The 18,949-nt window shown below is 27.3% G+C and carries 16 protein-coding genes; 15 read left to right on the top strand and 1 reads right to left on the bottom strand.

What is annotated here, in order from left to right:
• The first annotated feature begins 94 nt into the window (after positions 1–94).
• The 14 genes from JW646_RS05315 (at position 95) to JW646_RS05250 (ending at position 15,653) form a co-directional block, all read left to right on the top strand.
• On the top strand, positions 95–760 hold the full coding sequence (locus tag JW646_RS05315; RefSeq protein ID WP_228416841.1) for a Bax inhibitor-1/YccA family protein: 666 nt from the start codon (positions 95–97) through the stop codon (positions 758–760).
• Between the two features lie 116 nt (positions 761–876).
• Entirely contained in the window at positions 877–2,052 is a 1,176-nt protein-coding gene (locus JW646_RS05310) for a sensor domain-containing diguanylate cyclase (RefSeq protein ID WP_074920093.1), read from the top strand.
• Between the two features lie 290 nt (positions 2,053–2,342).
• Positions 2,343–3,344, top strand: a complete 1,002-nt coding sequence (locus JW646_RS05305) for a BMP family lipoprotein (protein WP_074920094.1) — start codon at positions 2,343–2,345, stop codon at positions 3,342–3,344.
• A gap of 474 nt (positions 3,345–3,818) precedes the next feature.
• Positions 3,819–4,340, top strand: coding sequence for a C40 family peptidase (locus JW646_RS05300; RefSeq protein ID WP_228416840.1), 522 nt, complete (start codon positions 3,819–3,821; stop codon positions 4,338–4,340).
• Between the two features lie 57 nt (positions 4,341–4,397).
• Positions 4,398–5,090 (top strand): ABC transporter ATP-binding protein, encoded by a 693-nt coding sequence (locus tag JW646_RS05295; RefSeq protein ID WP_074920096.1) that lies wholly within the window; start codon positions 4,398–4,400, stop codon positions 5,088–5,090.
• Positions 5,083–5,910, top strand: a complete 828-nt coding sequence (locus JW646_RS05290; protein ID WP_074920097.1) for a hypothetical protein — start codon at positions 5,083–5,085, stop codon at positions 5,908–5,910. Before JW646_RS05295 ends, JW646_RS05290 begins: the two co-directional genes overlap by 8 nt.
• Positions 5,911–5,919: 9 nt before the next feature.
• Positions 5,920–7,143: a hypothetical protein gene (locus tag JW646_RS05285; RefSeq protein ID WP_148558347.1), complete on the top strand. Its 1,224-nt coding sequence runs from the start codon at positions 5,920–5,922 to the stop codon at positions 7,141–7,143.
• A 241-nt stretch (positions 7,144–7,384) separates the two neighbouring features.
• A complete protein-coding gene (locus tag JW646_RS05280) occupies positions 7,385–7,981 on the top strand; it encodes a hypothetical protein (RefSeq protein WP_074920099.1) in 597 nt (198 codons plus the stop codon).
• 138 nt (positions 7,982–8,119) lie between these two features.
• On the top strand, positions 8,120–9,832 hold the full coding sequence (locus JW646_RS05275) for a [Fe-Fe] hydrogenase large subunit C-terminal domain-containing protein (protein ID WP_228416839.1): 1,713 nt from the start codon (positions 8,120–8,122) through the stop codon (positions 9,830–9,832).
• On the top strand, positions 9,832–10,995 hold the full coding sequence (locus JW646_RS05270) for a SpoIIE family protein phosphatase (RefSeq protein WP_228416838.1): 1,164 nt from the start codon (positions 9,832–9,834) through the stop codon (positions 10,993–10,995). The genes JW646_RS05275 and JW646_RS05270 overlap by 1 nt, the downstream gene beginning before the upstream one ends.
• A 587-nt stretch (positions 10,996–11,582) precedes the next feature.
• Positions 11,583–12,365 (top strand): ABC transporter permease, encoded by a 783-nt coding sequence (locus JW646_RS05265; protein ID WP_074920102.1) that lies wholly within the window; start codon positions 11,583–11,585, stop codon positions 12,363–12,365.
• Positions 12,353–13,039 carry an ABC transporter ATP-binding protein gene (locus JW646_RS05260; protein ID WP_083399448.1) on the top strand — a complete coding sequence of 229 codons (687 nt, stop codon included), beginning with the start codon at positions 12,353–12,355 and terminating at the stop codon, positions 13,037–13,039. Before JW646_RS05265 ends, JW646_RS05260 begins: the two co-directional genes overlap by 13 nt.
• Positions 13,040–13,298: 259 nt before the next feature.
• The gene (locus JW646_RS05255; RefSeq protein WP_074920103.1) at positions 13,299–13,859 is read left to right on the top strand and encodes an NUDIX hydrolase; all 561 of its coding nucleotides are present in this window, start codon (positions 13,299–13,301) and stop codon (positions 13,857–13,859) included.
• A 15-nt stretch (positions 13,860–13,874) separates the two neighbouring features.
• Positions 13,875–15,653 carry an aminopeptidase P family protein gene (locus JW646_RS05250; protein WP_228416837.1) on the top strand — a complete coding sequence of 593 codons (1,779 nt, stop codon included), beginning with the start codon at positions 13,875–13,877 and terminating at the stop codon, positions 15,651–15,653.
• 120 nt (positions 15,654–15,773) lie between these two features.
• Here the strand turns inward: JW646_RS05250 and JW646_RS05245 are convergent, their stop codons facing one another.
• The gene (locus JW646_RS05245; protein ID WP_228416836.1) at positions 15,774–16,709 is read right to left on the bottom strand and encodes an alpha/beta hydrolase; all 936 of its coding nucleotides are present in this window, start codon (positions 16,707–16,709) and stop codon (positions 15,774–15,776) included.
• 288 nt (positions 16,710–16,997) lie between these two features.
• On the opposite strand from JW646_RS05245, the gene JW646_RS05240 reads away from it, so the two are divergent.
• The gene (locus JW646_RS05240; protein WP_228416835.1) at positions 16,998–18,932 is read left to right on the top strand and encodes a BglG family transcription antiterminator; all 1,935 of its coding nucleotides are present in this window, start codon (positions 16,998–17,000) and stop codon (positions 18,930–18,932) included.
• Positions 18,933–18,949: the final 17 nt, after the last annotated feature.

Raw genomic sequence — 18,949 nt, 5'->3', positions numbered from 1 at the left:
ATAAATTTATTTATATGTCTAAGTGTATAGACAAAGTATTAAAAAAAATGTATAATGATTGACTATTAACTACGAAGGTCGAAAGGAGAAAACTATGTTAAAAAGTGTTTATAATCCAATGTCACAAGTTTTTAAATATTTATCAATATCCATAGTATTTATGTTTATAGGATATTTATTTGGATTAATGTTTTTACCAGAGAGTTTTATTTATATGGCAAATGCTATAATAGCAGTATTAATGGTGGCATTAATACTTATGGCTTTATTCTCTAGAAAAAGCATAATACCAAGAAGATTTTCAATGAATTTTGTATATTTATTTACATTTATTGATGGAATATTAATGTCACCTATTATAAGTTATTATGTGGGAAGTATAGGAACTGGAATGGTAATAAATGTACTATTATCTACAGCTGTTATATTTGGAGGACTTGCATTTTTAGCTAATAGAAGTGAAAGTGAGAGATTTCTTAGATTTGGACCTACTTTATTTATATCATTAATGGTACTATTAGTAATGTCTATAGTAAATATATTTATTGATGGTAGCGTATTTAATATAATAATAAGTATACTTGGAATTATAATTTTTTCTGGGTATATATTATATGACGTAAGTTTATTAAAATCAGAAATAGAATATGGAGCAATTAATGATAGAAATGACTTATCAATACATGTTTTAAACCTATATCTTGATTTTGTTAACATATTCCTAGACTTACTTAGACTTGTAAGTGAATTAAGTGATTAATAAATTAAAAGATCCTATGATGCAAATTTTGTATTATAGGATTTTTATTATATAATAAATTGTAGATTTTATAGTTTTGAAAAAAACAAGTAAACAATAATAAAGAGGGGGCAAAAATGGAGGATGTTATTTTATCTAAATTAATAGATGGGCAATCAAATGGGATAATAGTATTAAACAAGGATTTAGTAGTATTATACGCTAATAAAAAGGTAAGAGAATTTTTTTCATCAGACGCTAATCAACTATTAGGAAATTACGTAAAATGTAATAATACTATTGTTGAAAATTGTTATTGTCAACAAACATCTAAATGTAGTGAATGTATTTTAAGCAATGCAATAAAACAATTAAAAGAAACAAATATTAAACAAATTATAGATAATCTTAAGTTTAATTCCCAAGGTGAATATATTAATATATCTTTGAAAATTTCACACGAAGGAGATTATATAATTTTAGAGTTTACGGATTTATGTAATTTATATGAAGAAATAAACTTTTTATCAAGAATGATGGATAAGTCAAAGGATATAATGTTTTTTAAAGATAATAATCTGAAATATAGATATGTTAATCTAGGTTGTGCAGAATTATTTAATTCCAACAAAGAGCAAATAATAAATAAAGATGATAATGATTTATTAAGAGAAAATTACATGGATGAATTATTATATAGAAAACTAAAAATAGGTGATATAAAGACACTTAAAAAAGGAAGCTCTAACCATGTTATATACTATAAAGAAAGATATTTAAATTTATCAAAGGAATGTATTGATGGTGGTATCCTATGTATAGGTACAGATATAACAGAAGAGAAAATGGCAAATAAAAGGGCTGAAAGAGATGTTTTAACGGGTCTATTTAATAAAAGAAAATTTATAAATGATATAGATAAAGTATTGAAATATAATGAAAGTAGTTTTTACTTAGCGCTTATCGATATAGACAACTTGAGAGATCTAAACAATAACTATGGCCATTTAAAGGGAGATGAATATTTATCCAAATTAGGTGAAATACTTGAGAATACTAGTGAAGGTAGATTTTATAGAACTGGTGGAGATGAGTTTGCTGGCCTGATTAGATTAAAAAGAAATGCTTTAAAGTCCATATTTGATGATATATTTGCCACATTAAAAAATTTAAATTGCAATCCACCATTAACAATAAGTGTAGGTATAATACCTGTTGATATTAATAAAACCTATGTAGAAAACTATGAAGAAGCGGATAATTTATTATATGAAGCAAAGAAAAAAGGAAAAAACAGTTTTATATTAAGCTAAAAAAGCATGTTGAAAAATAACATGCTTTTTAATTATAGAGATCTATAGAAATATTATTTAAAACACTTCTATCTAGAATTACTAAAGATCTTTTTTCTTTTTTAATAATATTTTTTGAACAAAGTTTATCTACAACCCTTAAAAAATGCCTATAGTCTGATCTAAGAAGCTCTGCTAATTGAGTGAAGTTATCTTTAACAATTTTATCTTCAGGTTTTAAATCATTTGGATAATTTTTTGATATTATAGTTAAGCTAATAAAAAAGTATTATATCACATAGGAGGATAAAATGACATTGAAAAAAATTGTATGTTTAATTACAGTACTTATAATTACGGCATCTTCATTAGTAGGATGTGGGGGTAACAAAGATAATGGAGCAAAGAAAGAAGAGTTAAAAATAGCAATGGTTACTAGTGTTGGAGGAGTAACAGATGGAAGTTTTAACCAAAGTGCTTGGGAAGGGCTTCAAAAAGCAGAAAAAGATTTAGGAATAAAAGCGAGTTATATAGAATCAAAGCAAGAGGCAGATTATGTAACAAACTTAGAACAAGCTGTAGATAATAATAATGATTTAATTCTTGCAACAGGATTTCCCATGCAGCAAGCATTATTAGAAGCAGCTAAAAATTATCCAGAGCAAAAGTTTGCTATAGTTGACGTAGATTATGGAGAGGAAACACCAGATAATGTTACTTGTATATCATTTAATGAAGAGCAATCAGGATATGTAGTAGGTTTAGTTGCAGGAAAAATGACAAAGACTAATAAAGTTGGATTTGTTGGTGGAATGAATAATGTAGTTATTAAAAAATTCCAAGTTGGATATGAAGCAGGTGTAAAAGAAGCCAATTCAAATGCAAAAGTTTTAGTGCAGTATGTTAACTCATTTGCAGATCAAGCAAAAGGTAAATCAATAGCAAATCAAATGTACAACAATAATGCAGATATATTATTTGCATGTGCAGGTGATAGCGGTTTAGGAGTACTTGAATGTGCCAAAGAAACAGGAAAATATGCCATAGGTGTTGATAGAGATCAAAACAATATAGCACCAGACAATATACTTACATCAGCAATGAAAAAAGTAAATGAAGGTGTTTATACAGTAGTTGAAAATTTAAAAGATGGTAAACTTGATGGCGGTAAAACTTTAGTATTTGGTTTAAAAGAAGAAGGTATAGGTCTTGCACCATCAACAGATAAAAACGTGCCAAAAGATGTAATAGACTATGTTAATCGTAAGATAGAAAAAATAATAAGTGGAGAAATAGTAGTTCCAAATAAATAATAAAAAAAGTGGCTAAAAAAGCCACTTTTTTTATTATTTAGGGTATAAATATATATTAGTATTATATTAATAAAAATATGCAGTAATAACATAATTAATATAAAATTTTATCAAAAGTAGTCGGATTATATAATTATTAGTACCTTTAAAGTAATGTACTCATTTATAAAAACATTATTTAGTATTTATATGAAATTAAATAATTATAAAATAGTATAAAAATTAATGAAACTTTTTATACTATTTATACGTCTAATATATAAGAAATACTATTTTTATATGACGAATTTGTAAGTTGAAATATGAAAGTTTTAGTGTGATAATAAAATAAGAAAGTTGTGTATTTAACTGGCTTAAACCTGAAGGGAGTTAATAACAATCGAAAAATTTTTAAAGAAAATTTTAATATTTATATTAGTTGTGTTTATAGGAATTTGGGGGTATAGCTTTTTAAAAGAAAAGTATACACAGGAAATGAATAAAAAATATGAACAAGAAACTAAAAACATGAGTAAAAATGATTTAAAAATAATAAATGAAGTTATTTCCTTAGCCAAAGAAAGAGAAGGACAGGAATACACTTGGGGTGGTAAGGGAGAAATAATAACAAAAGAAAGGTTGGAAGAGCTTACAGGTTATTATGGTAAAAGCTATTACCCTTTAGAAAAAAAAGATTATATAGGTAAACAAGGATTTGATTGTTCAGGGCTTACTTATTGGGCCTATAAAATTGTAACTAATGTAAATATTGGTTATTCTACAACTGAGCAAAAAGATGTATTGAAAGATTATAAAGTTCAAATGGAAAATGTTCAACCAGGGGATCTGATTTTTACACCAGGCCATGTGGTTATGTATATTGGAAGAGGAAAAATAATTAACTCAGCAAATAGAAACCCTTATCCTATAGGGGGAATAAAGATAGAGTCTATTTTACATTATAATAATGGACAGGTATATCGTCCTATAGATTATATTAATGCGTATTTAAAATAATTAAATTAAGAAGTTAAATTTTATTAAGGTAAAGTATTTATAGGGGGAGTTTTATAAATGATAGATATTATAAACTTGAGCAAAAAATTCGGAAAAGTACATGCATTGGATGATGTAACCTTTCAGATAAAAGAAGGAAAAGTAATAGGCATATTTGGAATTAATGGAGTAGGAAAATCAACCATATTAAAATCTATAGCTGGTGTAATTAGGCCAGACAAAGGTAAAATTCTTATAGATGGCGAAGAAATGAATCCTAAGTTATATAATAAAATTGCATTTGTACCAGATATGGATACTTATTTTCCACACCTTACAATAAAAGATACTTTTGCATTTATGAAAGAGTTCTATGAAAATTGGGATGAAGAAAAGGCTATAAAATTGTTGGAAATGTTTAATCTTACTGAAGATAAAATGATAAGTACTTTATCCAAAGGAAACAGAGCCAGAATTAAAATTATTCTTGGATTTGCTCAAAATGCCAAATATATTTTGCTAGACGAACCTTTCTCTGGTATAGATATTTTTAAAAGAGAAGAATTCATTAAGGTAATGATAGAATACATCTCTCCAGAGCAAAGTATCATAATAACAACTCATGAAATTGCTGAAATTGAAGACATAGTTGAAGAAGTAGTAATACTTCATGAAGGGAAATTGGCGTTTAATTTTAATGTAGAGGACGTTAGACAAAATGAAAACAAGTCTATTATAGATAAGATGAGGGAGGTATATAGGGGTGAGTAGAATTTTAACACTCTATGATATAGAGTTTAAAAGAATAAAAAAGATTTATTTCACTATTTTAGGGTTGCTTACAATAAGTAATCTTATCTGGTTTGTTTATAACTTACATTCAGTAGCCAAGCAAGTTCAAGAAATTTTGAACATAAGAGGTGGAATAGGTTTACTCAAATCGGAAGAGGCATATATGATTATAAAAAATGGTAGTTTAATATATTCATTATATATTTTATCTTTATTTTTTATGGTATTAGCACTTATATGGTGTTTATATTACACATTACTAATATGGTACAAAGACTTTTCGAATAAAACGAAGGTAGTCTATACTTTGTTTACACTGCCTTATAATAAATTTAATATATTTATATCAAAATTAATAACAGTAGTATCATTTATATACGGTGTATTAGTAACACAGCATATATTGTGGGTATTAGAGATATTCGTAATTAAAAGCTTTACAGGTATTGATATTAGTGAAATTATCCATATTATAAATTATAACAACTCAATGAGCTTTTTGTTTATGGGATTGCCTATATATCCATTAGAATTATTTATATACTATGTTATAGGACCTATTTTAGCAGTTATAGTTTTGTTTACAGGAGTATTAATTCATAAATCCTTTGATAAATTAGGTGGATTTTTAGGTTTATCTTATATTGCAATTGCAGGATTTATATATATGTATATTTCAACTACTTCTATAATATTTACAGATGAATTGTTAAATAATCATATTTTATACTACGCAATTATGGGGGTATTATCCCTTACTATTTCTTATAGATTATTAAATAAAAGAATACATGTTTAGGGGGATATTATGGATAAAAGAATTTCAAAGGTATTTTTAATTATTGTATCATTAACCATGATATTAATTATTTTATCCTTAAGTTTTATTACAAAAGATAAGGTAGATATAGAAGATGTATATGGAGATAGAAGTGCTCTTGGTGATATGAATATTGTTTATCAAAAGAGAAAAGGTTTGTATGAAACAGATAATATTATAATATCCAAAGACAAAGAAAAAATTGAAAAGAATGTAAAGCAAGGTATTGCAAGTTTCACCATATCAAAGAAAAATATAGATAATAGGGAACTATTCAAAATATCCAATGATAAAAGTAATATTTGCGAGACAGATGATGAAATTACTAATGTGTCTCTTTTAAATACTTATTCACCCTACAGTGGTGATGAAATGACAGTATATATTGATATAAAAGATAAAAAAAGTTCAAAGATAAAAAATTATGAAATAAAAATAGATGATACTATTAATGTGAATGGAAATAGTATTTATAAAGCTTTACCAATGAGAGATAATGATAATATTTACTTGGCCATTATTTCGTCGGTTTATGATGATAGTGAGCAATATAATAACAAACCCCAAGATACTGGAAAAGATGTGTATAAACAAACTTATTTGAGTTTATTCAAATTAAATCTATCTTCACAGCAATCTAAGTGTATTATAACTAAATCATATGATCCAAATGAAATGTATACAAACGGTGACGTGGGATTTGTAAAAGATAATGTGTCATATTTTGTTACTCATATAAAAGATGAAACTAGCAAAGAGATAAATACATGTTTATTTGCATTTAATATTATTACTAAAGAAATAAATATTATTAATTTAGGAGTTGAAAATCAAAATATAACTAATTATTCTATTGAAGGAAATGAGGTGTTGCTTTCTTGTGATGTAGATCCAATAAGCAAAAAAGCAAAGACCGTAGTAGTTGATTTGGAGAATAAAAAAACAAAAACCGCCAATGAAATAGATGCAAAGTCTAAAAATGATTATAATAAATATATTTTAGAAATGAGACGTAATAATGATAAAACATACCTTATAATGTGTGATTATAAAGAGGATGACTATGTAGATCGTGGAAATGGGTCTCCGGACATAGATTATTATATTTATGTTATAAATGAAAAAAACAATGAAGTTTTATACAATGGTAAAATAAAAGAAAAAATTATGTATAATATAGCTTTTGGTATCGTAAAAGATGAAGAATTATAACAAAAAAATCCCTTAGAATAACCTAAGGGATTTTTTTTAATATGGATAAATAAAGATTATTTTACATATTATTGAAATTTAGTAACATTTCTGTAATTATCTATGTTACTATTTTGTAATTCAAAGTAACAAGTATGTAACTGTAATTATTCAAGGGGTAATGGTATTATAATAGTATAAATAAAAGAAAAAAGACGAAATCTTAAAGATTATAAAATAAATTAGAAGGAAGTGTTGAAAAATGAAAAAAGGAATTATAGCAGTAACTTTATTATTAAGCGGAGCATTATCAATAACTCCAATCGTAAATGCAATATCACAAAATGATAAACAAGTAAGTGTAAAGCCAGTAAAAGTTGAACAAACTACAAATACTGAAAAAGTAGAAGTTACAAAAGATAATGAAGATAAAACAGCACAAAAAGAAGGAACTAAAAAACCAGCAAAAGTTGAAACTACAGCTGTAAAAAATAAAAAACCAGTAAAAGAAGAAATAAAGGTAAACAATAAAAAAGAAGAAACTAAAAAAGAAGAAGCTACTAAGACAGCTGATAATAAAGTTGTAAAAGATGATAAAGATAAAGAAGAAGTTAAAACAGGAATGACAAAATCACAAGCTGAAGCAATTTTAAATAAATACATAAAAGATGTAGAAAAAGCTGACTTTACATATACATACCAAGGTGATGAAAATACTTTTGAAGCAATGCAAGAAAAAGGAATAAGAGGATATGTATTTTTACCAAATATAGAAACTGATTTAGCTTACTTAGTAGATAAAGATAGTGGATCAATATATTTCTTCCATCCATCAGGATATTTTGAATTATTACAATAAAAGATATTAATACAATTAAGAACTTAGTACTAAATAAAGTACTAAGTTCTTTTTTTATTAAATATGTAAAAAATTGTATTTATGTTTGATATAATTTTAGTATGATTTCAAGCTAATATTAATCGAGGGGGAAAACTTATGTGGTTTGATAAATTTAGTAAGAAAAATTGTAAAAATTGCTATGCTTGCGTAAGAGTATGTCCAGTTAATGCTATAGAAATAAAAAATGAACAAGCGAGAATTAGAGAAGAGAGGTGTATAGTTTGTGATGCATGTTATTTGGCATGTCCACAAAAAAATAGATTAAGCACATCAGAGGTACCAATTGTAAAACACTATATAAAAAATAAAGAAACAGTGGTAGCTTCTATTGCACCAAGTTTCGCGGCTGTTTTTGGAAATGATAGTCATAAAATACCTGGTGTATTGAAACATATGGGATTTTCTCATGTAGAAGAAACATTGGTAGCAGCTCAACCTATAATAGATGAATACTTTAAATATATTAATAAAAATGATGATAAAAATTATATAACAACTCTTTGTCCATCCATAATTAACTTAGTAGAAAAACATTACCCTGACTTAATTGAAAATTTAATACCTGTTATATCAGCTTTTGCTTGTCATGGAAGAATCATAAAGAGAAAATACGGAGAAAATGTAAAAGTTGTTTTTATAGGACCTTGTCTTGGAAAGAAGGATGAATCAAGATTCGAAAATAGTGTTGATGCAGTTATTACACTAGAGGAACTAAAAACATGGATAAAACAAGAAAATATTTGTTTTGAAGATTTTGAAGAAAGTTCATTTGATGCTATTAGCCATTATAACAGGGTTTTTCCGTTTGTATCTGAAAATACAGATTACTTTTTTGATTCTACTAAAAATAAAGAAGTAGTATCTGTGGATGGTCCAAATGATTGCAAGAAAACTATAGAGGCAATTTTAAATAAAAGAGTAAGCAATGTAATATTTGATATGAATTTCTGTGAGAGTGGTTGCCTTAGGGGGTCTGGAATTGAAGATGATGGAGCCAGTTCTTATGAAAGAAGAAAAAATATAGAGACTTATAGTAAAAAGTGCGAAAAATTATATAAGGATAAAATAGACAATTCTTATGATGAAATACTCTGGAAAATAGATTTACATAGAAATTTTCAGTCTAAATATAGTCCTTTAAAAGAGCCTAGTGAAACAGAGCTTAGAGCAATTTTAAAGTCTATGGGTAAATTCGCAAGAATGGATGAGATAAATTGTAAGGCATGTGGTTATAAAACATGTAGAGATAAAGCCAAAGCAGTGTTTAATGGTTATGCTGATACTAGTATGTGTGTTCCATATATGAGGCAAAAAGCGGAAAACAAGGCTAATGTAATTATATCAGCTACACCTAATTTAATTGGTATAGTAGATAAAGATTTATGTGTAGAAGAGTTTAATCCAGCAGCACAAAATTTCTTTCAAGTTAGCAATGACGAAGCACGAGGAGTACCTGTAATTATGTATTTGGATGAAGATAAATTTCAGCAAGTAAGGGACACAAGGAAAAATATTATTGGAGATAAGATAGAACTTTCAGACTATAATGGTGTATTAGACCAAAATATTATATGGCTAGAGGAAAATCAAATTTATATATGGATAGCAAACAATATTACAAAAGAAGAGAACAAGGAAAAAGAATTACAGACTATGAAAATAAACTCCATAAACATGGCTCAAGATGTTATAAATAAACAAATGATGGTGGCACAAGAGATAGCAAGTCTTCTTGGAGAAACAACAGCAGAAACCAAAGTTACCTTGACTAAGTTGAAAAAACTTATTGAGGAAGAGGGTCATAGATAATGAAATACTACATAGATTTTGCTTATGGAAGTTTATTAAAATATGGAGAAGAGTTATGTGGAGATAAAGTGGAATTTTATGCTGATGATGAGCAATTCATTGCAGTGCTTTCTGATGGAATGGGAAGTGGTGTAAAGGCTAATATTTTAGCTACTCTTACATCAAAAATAGCTATTACCATGCTAAAGGAAGGAATGAAAATAGAAGATGTAGTGGATACTGTTAGCCAGACACTGCCTATTTGCGCACAAAATAAAATAGCTTATTCTACCTTTACCATTGTAAAAGTGGCCAAAGATGGTATAGCTTATATTGTTGAGTTTGATAATCCTACACTGTTTTTTATGAGAGGAAAAGACATACTTTCATTAGATTGGAATGAGACAGTAATTTATGATAAAAAAATAAGAGAATGCAAAATTCAACTTACAGAAAGAGATCGAATAGTATTGATTAGTGATGGTGTAGAATTTGCAGGAGGAAGAAAAACTTTAAATTATTCTTGGCAATGGAAAGATATTTCAAAGCATTTGTTGAAATTTACTAATGAAAACATGAACGCAAAAACTATTACAAACAATCTGTTAGGAGTTTGTAATCAATTATATTACTTTGAACCAGGAGATGATACTACTGTTGCAACTATAAAGGTTAGTCATGATAGTAATGCAGTTTTATTCTCTGGACCACCTATTAATAAAAGTAAGGATAAAGAAGTTGTATATAAAATGATGGGAAGTGCAGGGAAAAAAATAGTTTGTGGTGGAACAACGGCCAATATCGTTGCAAGAGAGCTAAATGTAAAATATAGATCTAGTACAGATATTATAGATGAAGATGTGCCACCAATAGGGTATATAGAAGGGATAGATTTGGTAACAGAGGGAGTATTAACACTAAGAAAATCATGTGAAATATTAAGAAGATTATTAACTACTAATGATGATAGTTTTTTACATAAAAAAAAGGATGGGGCCACACTGTTGTCTAAAATGTTGTATGAAGATTGTATTCATATAAAAATGATAATAGGAAGATGTATAAATCCTGAAAATATGATGTCAGATATATCGGACGATTTAAGTGCTAGGCTTTATGTTTTAAATGAAATGAAAAATATTTTAGTTAAACTTGGTAAGATTGTTGAAGTTGAATACTATTAGAATAATATGAAGAGTGCTATATTTAATATAATTAAATATAGCACTCTTTTAAATATGATAATGAATATTTCAAAAATAAAAATGATTTTTTAGAAATTAAAAATAATGAGTAATAATAATCAAGTTTTTTTAATATAAATTAATATGTGTGTGGTGCTAGCTCAAAAAAGCGGCAAGACTTCTAGGAAAATATTTGCACCATGCACGCCAATAATTAAGAAGATGATAATAAGAAAATTACTAAAAATAAGTATAGTAGTCCTCTGTTTGTTAATGATTAACTTTGTTCATACTATAAAGCCACTAAACATATTTACTAATCTTTATACTTCAGGAGACAAATCAATGAGAACTGTAAACACTGTAAATTTGTTTAAGCCTGAAGATTAAAGTAGTGTACTTTATAGTAAGCTAAAAGCTTTATGTACAAAAGTAGATGAATCTGTAGATGAATAAATAATTAAATATTATGACCAAAACAAGCCTTATTGAATAATACTACCAATTGTAGTACTATGAAAATAAGGTTTTAAACCTTTTTGAAGGGTTATACTTTTACAATAAATCTGTAGGGGGAGCAGTTCTAGATGAGTCAATTTACCACAAATAATAAAATAAAATCATTTAAAGATAAAGATAAAATACAGGTAGCTCTTTCTTGTGTCATCTTGTTATTTTTATGGCAGATAATAGCTCTTAAAATAAATAATGATATATACTTACCTACATTGGGACAAGTTTTTACAAGCATAAAAGAGATTGTATTAGAAGATAGATTCATTTTAGATGTATTTTCAACTATATCAAGATGTATATTAAGTTTTGTCATGGCATTAGTTGTAGCATTTGTCTTAGGAATAATTTCTTATAGCTTAAATATATTTAAAAATTTTTTAACACCAATAACATCTCTAGCTAGCTCGATACCTAACATGGTTTTAATAGTTTTAACGTTAATCTGGTTTAATAAAGAAAGTGCTCCATATATTGTTGTGTTCATTATGGTATTTCCAGTTTTATACGATTCAGTATTAGGAGCTATGAAAAATATAGACAAGGGAATTTTAGAAATGGCTGATTTATATAAAATTAGTAGAAAAGACAAAATACTAAAAATATACTTGCCAGCAATAAAGTTTTCCCTAATATCAATTTTATCATCCACTATTTCTCTTGGATTTAAAATTGTAATAGCAGGAGAAGTTTATGGACAACCTTTATATGGGATAGGAGCAATGATCCAAAGTGAAAAAGTAAACTTTAATACTACTGCTATTTTTGCTTGGATAATAATTATTGTAACAATCTCATCCTTATTAAATCTTATTGAAGAATTATTTCTAAGGAGAGCTTTTGTATGGAGACGATAAATAAAGAAGAAATGATATCCGTTAAAAATATAAATAAAAAATTTAATGGGAAAGTTGTATTTAAAGATTTTAGTATAGATTTTTATAAAAATAAAGTCAATTGTATTATTGGAAAATCAGGATGTGGAAAAAGTACATTATTAAATATAATTAGTGGAATAATTCCTAATGATAAAGAGGGTTTTGAAACAATAGAAAAGTATGGAGTAAGTTATATATTTCAAGATGACAGGTTAATTGACTGGTTAACAGTAAGTGAGAATATTGGTCTTGTAGTAAAAAAACTTTATAATAAAAAAACATCTGAAGAGTTATGTGATAAATATTTGGATTTAGTAGGAATAAAAGAATATAAAAATTACTATCCTCAAATGTTAAGTGGAGGGCTTAGACAAAGGGTGAATATTGCAAGAGCTTTTATTTACCCATCAAAAATCATTATAATGGATGAGCCATTTAAATCTATTGATGTTATTAATAAAGAAATAATAATGAATAATTTTAAACAAATATTAGAAAGAGAAGAAAGAACAGTATTATTTGTAACTCATGATATAGAAGAAGCAATTTTATTATCAGATAAAATCTATGTACTTGGAAATTCACCAATTGAGATTAAAAATGTATTTACAAGTAAGGAAATTACAAAGGAAGAAATATATAATGCCATTTAGAAAAATATATAAAGAAAAGCGTCTACAGAATAATTAGTGTAGACGCTTTTAATATTAAATAAATTAATTAGTAAATAAGGTTAGCATATAAAACAGGATAATAAGTTTTAATTGTAGTAAAAGCTACAGAATATCTTAATAAAAAGTTAAAATAAAAAGGTTAAAATAAAAATATTATTTTAATATAATTACACTGTTGATTATTAATAAATAATATTATAGAATTTGAAAGAGGATCATTATTAATGGGGAGGTAAACATGGATTTAATAAGAAAAATAGAAAATTATCTACCATTCAACTGTGCAGAAGAAAAAGACAAGGAAATAATGATAAAATACATTAACACTTTTGATGATGTGCTTACTAGAAATAATGAGATAGGTCATTTTACTTCATCTTGTTGGATAGTAAATAAAGATAAAACAAAAGTACTGATGATTTATCATAACATTTATGACTCATGGTCATGGACTGGTGGACATGCTGATGGTGATAGTGACTTACTTTATGTTTCGTTGAAGGAAGCAAAAGAGGAAACTGGGCTAAAAAATGTAACACCTTTATCTGAGGAAATTTTTTCTTTAGAAGTTCTTGGAGTAGATGGTCATATGAAAAAAGGTAAATATGTGGCATCTCACATGCATCTAAATGTTACTTATTTACTTTGTGCTGATGAAAATGAAATGACACACGTTAAAGCCGATGAAAATAGTGGAGTCAAATGGTTTGACTTAGATGAAGCAGTTGAAGCTAGTAATGAGCCTTATATGAAAAAAATCTATGGCAAACTTAATAAGAAGCTAAATGATTTAAAATAATAAAGGTGGTTTAATATGATTAATGACAGAATTTCAAAATTAAGAAGCGTTATGAAAGAAAAAGGCATATTTGCTTACATAATTCCATCAGCAGATTATCATCAAAGTGAATATGTTGGGGAATTCTTCAAAGGAAGACAATTTATATCAGGATTTACTGGTTCAGCTGGTACTGTAGTAATAACTCCAGAGAAGGCTATACTTTGGACAGACGGGAGATATTTCTTACAAGCTGAAAAGGAATTATCAACTTCTTGTGTTGAACTTTACAAGATGGGAGAAGAAAACGTTCCTACAACTTTTGAATACATAGAAAATGAAGTTCCAGAAGGTTCTAAAATAGGATTTGACGGAAGAGCTATAAGTGCAGCTATGGGAGCTGGATTAGAAGCTAGTTTAACTAAAAAAAATATAACTATATCTTATGAAGGTGACTTATTAGATGAAGTATGGGAAGATAGACCAGCTTTATCTGATGCAAAAGCATTTTTATTAGATGTTAAATACAGTGGTGAAGACTTTACAAGTAAAGTAGCTAGAGTTAGAAAATCTATGCAAAATGCAGGAGCAACAACTCACATATTAACAAGCTTAGATGACATAGCTTGGTTATTCAATATAAGAGGTGGAGATGTTACATACAATCCAGTTGTACTTTCTTATGCAGTAGTTACTTTAGACAAAGCTGTATTATTTGTTGATGAAAATAAATTAAATGAAGAAATAAAAGCAAGTTTTGGTGAAGAAGTAGTTGAAATAAAAGGATACTTTGAAATAGATGAGTTTGTCAAAACTATAGAAAAAGAAGATGTAGTTTTAGTTGATTGCAACAAAATAAACTACACAATATTAAAAAATATACCTGAAGGAGTTAAAGTATTAAATGCTATGAACCCTTCAACTATATTTAAAGCACAAAAAAATCCAGTGGAAATAGAAAATACTAAACAAGCTCATATAAGAGATGGTGTTGCTGTAACTAAGTTTATGTACTGGTTAAAAAATAACATAGGAAAAATAGAAATAACTGAAATAAGTGCAGCAGATAAATTGACTGAACTTAGAAAAGAACAAGGACAGTTTATAGAACCAAGTTTCGCTTCTATAGCTGGGTACGGTGCTAATGGAGCAATAGTTCACTACAGTGCTACTGAGGAAAGTAATACTACTTTAGAGCCAAAAGGATTATTCTTATTAGATTCAGGTGGACAATACTTCGATGGTACAACTGATATAACTAGAACTTTTGCTTTAGGAGAACTTACAGAAGAAGAAAAATCTAACTTTACATCAGTTGCTAGAGCAATGATAAGATTATCTGGAGCTAAATTCTTATATGGTGCAAATGGATACTATTTAGATATATTAGCTAGAGGAATCATGTGGGAACAAAATCTTAACTACAACCACGGAACAGGACATGGTATAGGTCATGTACTAAATGTTCATGAAGCTCCAAATGGTTTCAGATGGGACAACAGAAACTTAGCTACATTAGAAGAAGGCATGATAACTACTAATGAGCCTGGATTCTACAAAGCTGGTTCTCATGGAATAAGATTAGAAAATGAAATGCTTTGTAAAAAAGGTATTAAAAACGAATATGGTCAATTTATGGAATTTGAACCAATAACAATAGCGCCAATAGATTTAGATGCTATAGATGCTGATCTTATGAAAGAAGATGACAAAGCATACTTAAATGAATATCACAAAATGGTATTTGATACAGTTAGCCCATTCTTAACTACTGAAGAAGCTGAATGGTTAAAAGGGTACACTAGAGCTATATAGTATTTCATACGTGAATTAAATTTGAATTTTAGGAATAAGCCTCTTTAATTAGAGGCTTATTTTTTAATATATAGAATTTATAATTTAGTTAATTCATAAAAATATAATTAAAATGAACAATTAAGGAATATATTTTTCTACAAAATCATTTATTGTAAGCCAATAAAGATAAGGTGAAATTAAATCTGAATTTGAATGTTCAGCACCTTCAATAGTTAATTTTTCCTTTGGAGACTTAGTGGCACTATATAACTTGTCCATCATAGAATAAGGAACGAACTTATCACTATCACCATGAATATAAAGAATGGGAACAGTAGATTTTTTTACAGCATTTATTGCAGAAGCTTCTTTAAAAGAATATCCAGCTCTTAACTTAGTAACAATATTAGTAACATTTAGGACATAAGAAGTTGGTACGTTTAAATAAGTTTCTAATTCATAACTAAATTCATCCCAAACGGAGGTGTAAGCACAATCAGATATAATGGCTTTCACATTAGGAGGTAAATCTTCTCCTGAAGCCATTAAAACCGTGGCAGCACCCATAGAAGTACCGTGAAGAACTATTTTAGCAGTTGGATTATTTTTAACTATAAAGTTAATCCAACTTATTATATCTAGCCTATCTTTCCATCCCATACCGATATATTCACCTTCACTTTTTCCATGACCTCTTAAATCTGGAATTAATACATTATATCCCATTTCATAAAAATATTTTGCTTTAGCACTCATTAGTTTACCACTGCCACCGTAACCATGAACAACAATTGCCCATTTATCGGTATTATTATTTTGATTTATCACATAAGCATGCAGATTTAAATTATCATTAGATTCAATATAACTCTCAGTATAACTTGATTCTTTTTCAAGCCATTTTTCATCATCTCGCAATTTATCGCCATTATGATCTGCATATACTATTTCTTTTGAATAATTTGCATTTACTGCTAAATTATAAAAAAATATTCCTACCAAAGAACTAACCCCTATGCCTCCAATCAAGAAGATAAGCAAAAGGGCTATTATTATTTTCTTAATCCTTTTCATACATAATACCCCCATAAAGATTTAAGAAATATATTATCATATGTTGCTTATATTTTGACGTAGTATCATTTGGTATAAGTGATAAATAATGTAATATACCAAATGTACTACAGAATTTCTAAATTATGAAAATCAATTTTTAATCTATTAACTACATATAAAAGTAGTAGAATTATAAAAGGACATTATTTTGCTAAGTGAGACGACAAATGTCCTTTTATAAGAGAAATATAAAGACTATTTAAAAAAAATACTTATTGATACTATATAAATATGAGGGAGATAAAAATGATAAAAGCAACAAGTAGACAAAGAGGAATAATAAATGCAATTATAAGCGCTGAAGGTTATATAAGTGGAAATGATTTAGCAAAAATAAATCAAATATCTGTAAAAACAGTGCAAAGGGATATAAAGGATATAAATGAATTTTTGCAATCATATAACTGTGAAATAATTTCTAAGAGAAGTCATGGATATAAAATAAAATATGACAATTATGATAACTATAAAATGTTAAAAAGTATAGTTGGAGAAATCGATTGCAACTGTGTATATACTTTAGAAGAAAATAGGGTAGAGTGGCTAATTAGAAAACTAGCATTTCTATATGTGGATAGTGAGACAGAATCTATTAAACAAGATGAGTTATGTGATGAGTTATTTATAAGTTTATCTACATTAAAAAATGATCTGAAGGTAGTAAAAAGTATATTACATAATTATGACTTAAAATTATCTCGCAAAGGAAACTCAGGTGTTTATATTAGTGGTGATGAAGCTAAGTTTAGATATTTTTTATCTGATTATATTGTGCATAAAATAGGCCAAGAAAAATCAGAAACTATTTTAGAAATGATAGACACAAAGTCTTCAGAAAGTATTAAAGCTATAATAATTGATGTAATAAATAAATACAACTTAAATATTACTGATTTAGGATTTGATAATTTATTCAATCATATAGTGATTACTATTACAAGAATAAAAAATGACAAGATTATCAATGAAGAAAAAGTAAAGCATATTCCATCAGATGAGATTGAATATGAAGCATCGTTAAATCTTTGTAGACAAATATGCAAGCTGACAGAAATTGAATTTCCAACAGCAGAGGTTGTGTATATATACCAGCATCTAAAATCTCAAAACAGATTGTTTAAAGATGATAACTATTTTATAGATGAAGAAGATAGTAACAATCTAAAAACCATAAGAAAGTCTTTAAAAGAGATTTATTTGCAAATAGGTATAGATTTTACTCATGATGAAATTCTAGAAAATGGTCTTCTTGTCCATTTAAAAAGTGTTCTTCACAGAATACAATATAAAATGAAAATAAGAAATAATTTGCTAGATCAAATAAAGAAAAACTATGTACTAGCTTACGAGCTATCAAACTTCTTGGCTAAAGCTATAGAAGAAGATATGAATGTGGAAGTAGATGAAAATGAAGTTGGATTTTTGGCGCTACATTTTGGTGGAGCCCTAGAAAGGATGAACATAAAAGGAAGAAAAGATAGACTTCGAGTGATTGTTATATGTGCATCTGGTATGGGAACATCCATACTTCTAAGAAGTAAATTATCAAATAGATTTGGATCTAAAATTCAGATTTGTGGGGTATATCCATCTTATAAATTGGAGGAGTTAGATTTTAAAGATATTGACTTAATAATTTCAACTATTAACCTACAGTACAAAAACTTACCTATTATAAATGTATCACCTATTTTAAGTGATACAGATATGAATAAAATAAATCATTTTATAAGTAAAGGAAATGAAAATTACAAGCTAGATATAAAATCATACTTTAAAGATGAAATATTTTCACTAAACTTAAAAATAGAGAACTATTTAGAGGTGGTAGAATATATGTCTAATAAAATGTATGAATTAGGATATATAGACGAAGTAATGAAAAATTCCTTTATGGAAAGAGAACAACTTTCATCAACAGAAATAGGAAATATGGTTGCCATTCCTCATGCATTAGTTGGAGAAGTGAAAAAACCTGGAATTTATGTGGCGATTTTGGAAGAACCAATAAAATGGGTGTACTCAGAAGTTCAACTAGTAATGATGATAGCCATAAATAAAGAGGTATTCCTAGAACATGAAAACTTATTCTTGGACATATATAACCAAGTTGATGAAATGTATAAAGTAGAAAAAATAATTAATAAAAAAGATTTAAATTACATTAAGAAATTATATTAATAAAGGGAGAAAAGGAT

The sequence above is a fragment of the Terrisporobacter hibernicus genome (assembly GCF_020809405.1).
Taxonomy (GTDB): domain Bacteria; phylum Bacillota; class Clostridia; order Peptostreptococcales; family Peptostreptococcaceae; genus Terrisporobacter; species Terrisporobacter petrolearius.
Note: the sequence above shows the minus strand (reverse complement) of the source record. Positions and strands in the feature narration are given on the sequence as shown.

What these genes read in the sequence shown, in the direction of transcription:
- JW646_RS05315 (WP_228416841.1), top strand. Translation starts at nt 95, where the DNA reads ATGTTAAAAAGTGTTTATAATCCAATGTCACAAGTTTTTAAATATTTA.
- JW646_RS05310 (WP_074920093.1), top strand. Translation starts at nt 877, where the DNA reads ATGGAGGATGTTATTTTATCTAAATTAATAGATGGGCAATCAAATGGG.
- JW646_RS05305 (WP_074920094.1), top strand. Translation starts at nt 2,343, where the DNA reads ATGACATTGAAAAAAATTGTATGTTTAATTACAGTACTTATAATTACG.
- JW646_RS05300 (WP_228416840.1), top strand. Translation starts at nt 3,819, where the DNA reads ATGAATAAAAAATATGAACAAGAAACTAAAAACATGAGTAAAAATGAT.
- JW646_RS05295 (WP_074920096.1), top strand. Translation starts at nt 4,398, where the DNA reads ATGATAGATATTATAAACTTGAGCAAAAAATTCGGAAAAGTACATGCA.
- JW646_RS05285 (WP_148558347.1), top strand. Translation starts at nt 5,920, where the DNA reads ATGGATAAAAGAATTTCAAAGGTATTTTTAATTATTGTATCATTAACC.
- JW646_RS05280 (WP_074920099.1), top strand. Translation starts at nt 7,385, where the DNA reads ATGAAAAAAGGAATTATAGCAGTAACTTTATTATTAAGCGGAGCATTA.
- JW646_RS05275 (WP_228416839.1), top strand. Translation starts at nt 8,120, where the DNA reads ATGTGGTTTGATAAATTTAGTAAGAAAAATTGTAAAAATTGCTATGCT.
- JW646_RS05270 (WP_228416838.1), top strand. Translation starts at nt 9,832, where the DNA reads ATGAAATACTACATAGATTTTGCTTATGGAAGTTTATTAAAATATGGA.
- JW646_RS05265 (WP_074920102.1), top strand. Translation starts at nt 11,583, where the DNA reads ATGAGTCAATTTACCACAAATAATAAAATAAAATCATTTAAAGATAAA.
- JW646_RS05260 (WP_083399448.1), top strand. Translation starts at nt 12,353, where the DNA reads ATGGAGACGATAAATAAAGAAGAAATGATATCCGTTAAAAATATAAAT.
- JW646_RS05255 (WP_074920103.1), top strand. Translation starts at nt 13,299, where the DNA reads ATGGATTTAATAAGAAAAATAGAAAATTATCTACCATTCAACTGTGCA.
- JW646_RS05250 (WP_228416837.1), top strand. Translation starts at nt 13,875, where the DNA reads ATGATTAATGACAGAATTTCAAAATTAAGAAGCGTTATGAAAGAAAAA.
- JW646_RS05245 (WP_228416836.1), bottom strand. Translation starts at nt 16,709, where the DNA reads ATGAAAAGGATTAAGAAAATAATAATAGCCCTTTTGCTTATCTTCTTG.
- JW646_RS05240 (WP_228416835.1), top strand. Translation starts at nt 16,998, where the DNA reads ATGATAAAAGCAACAAGTAGACAAAGAGGAATAATAAATGCAATTATA.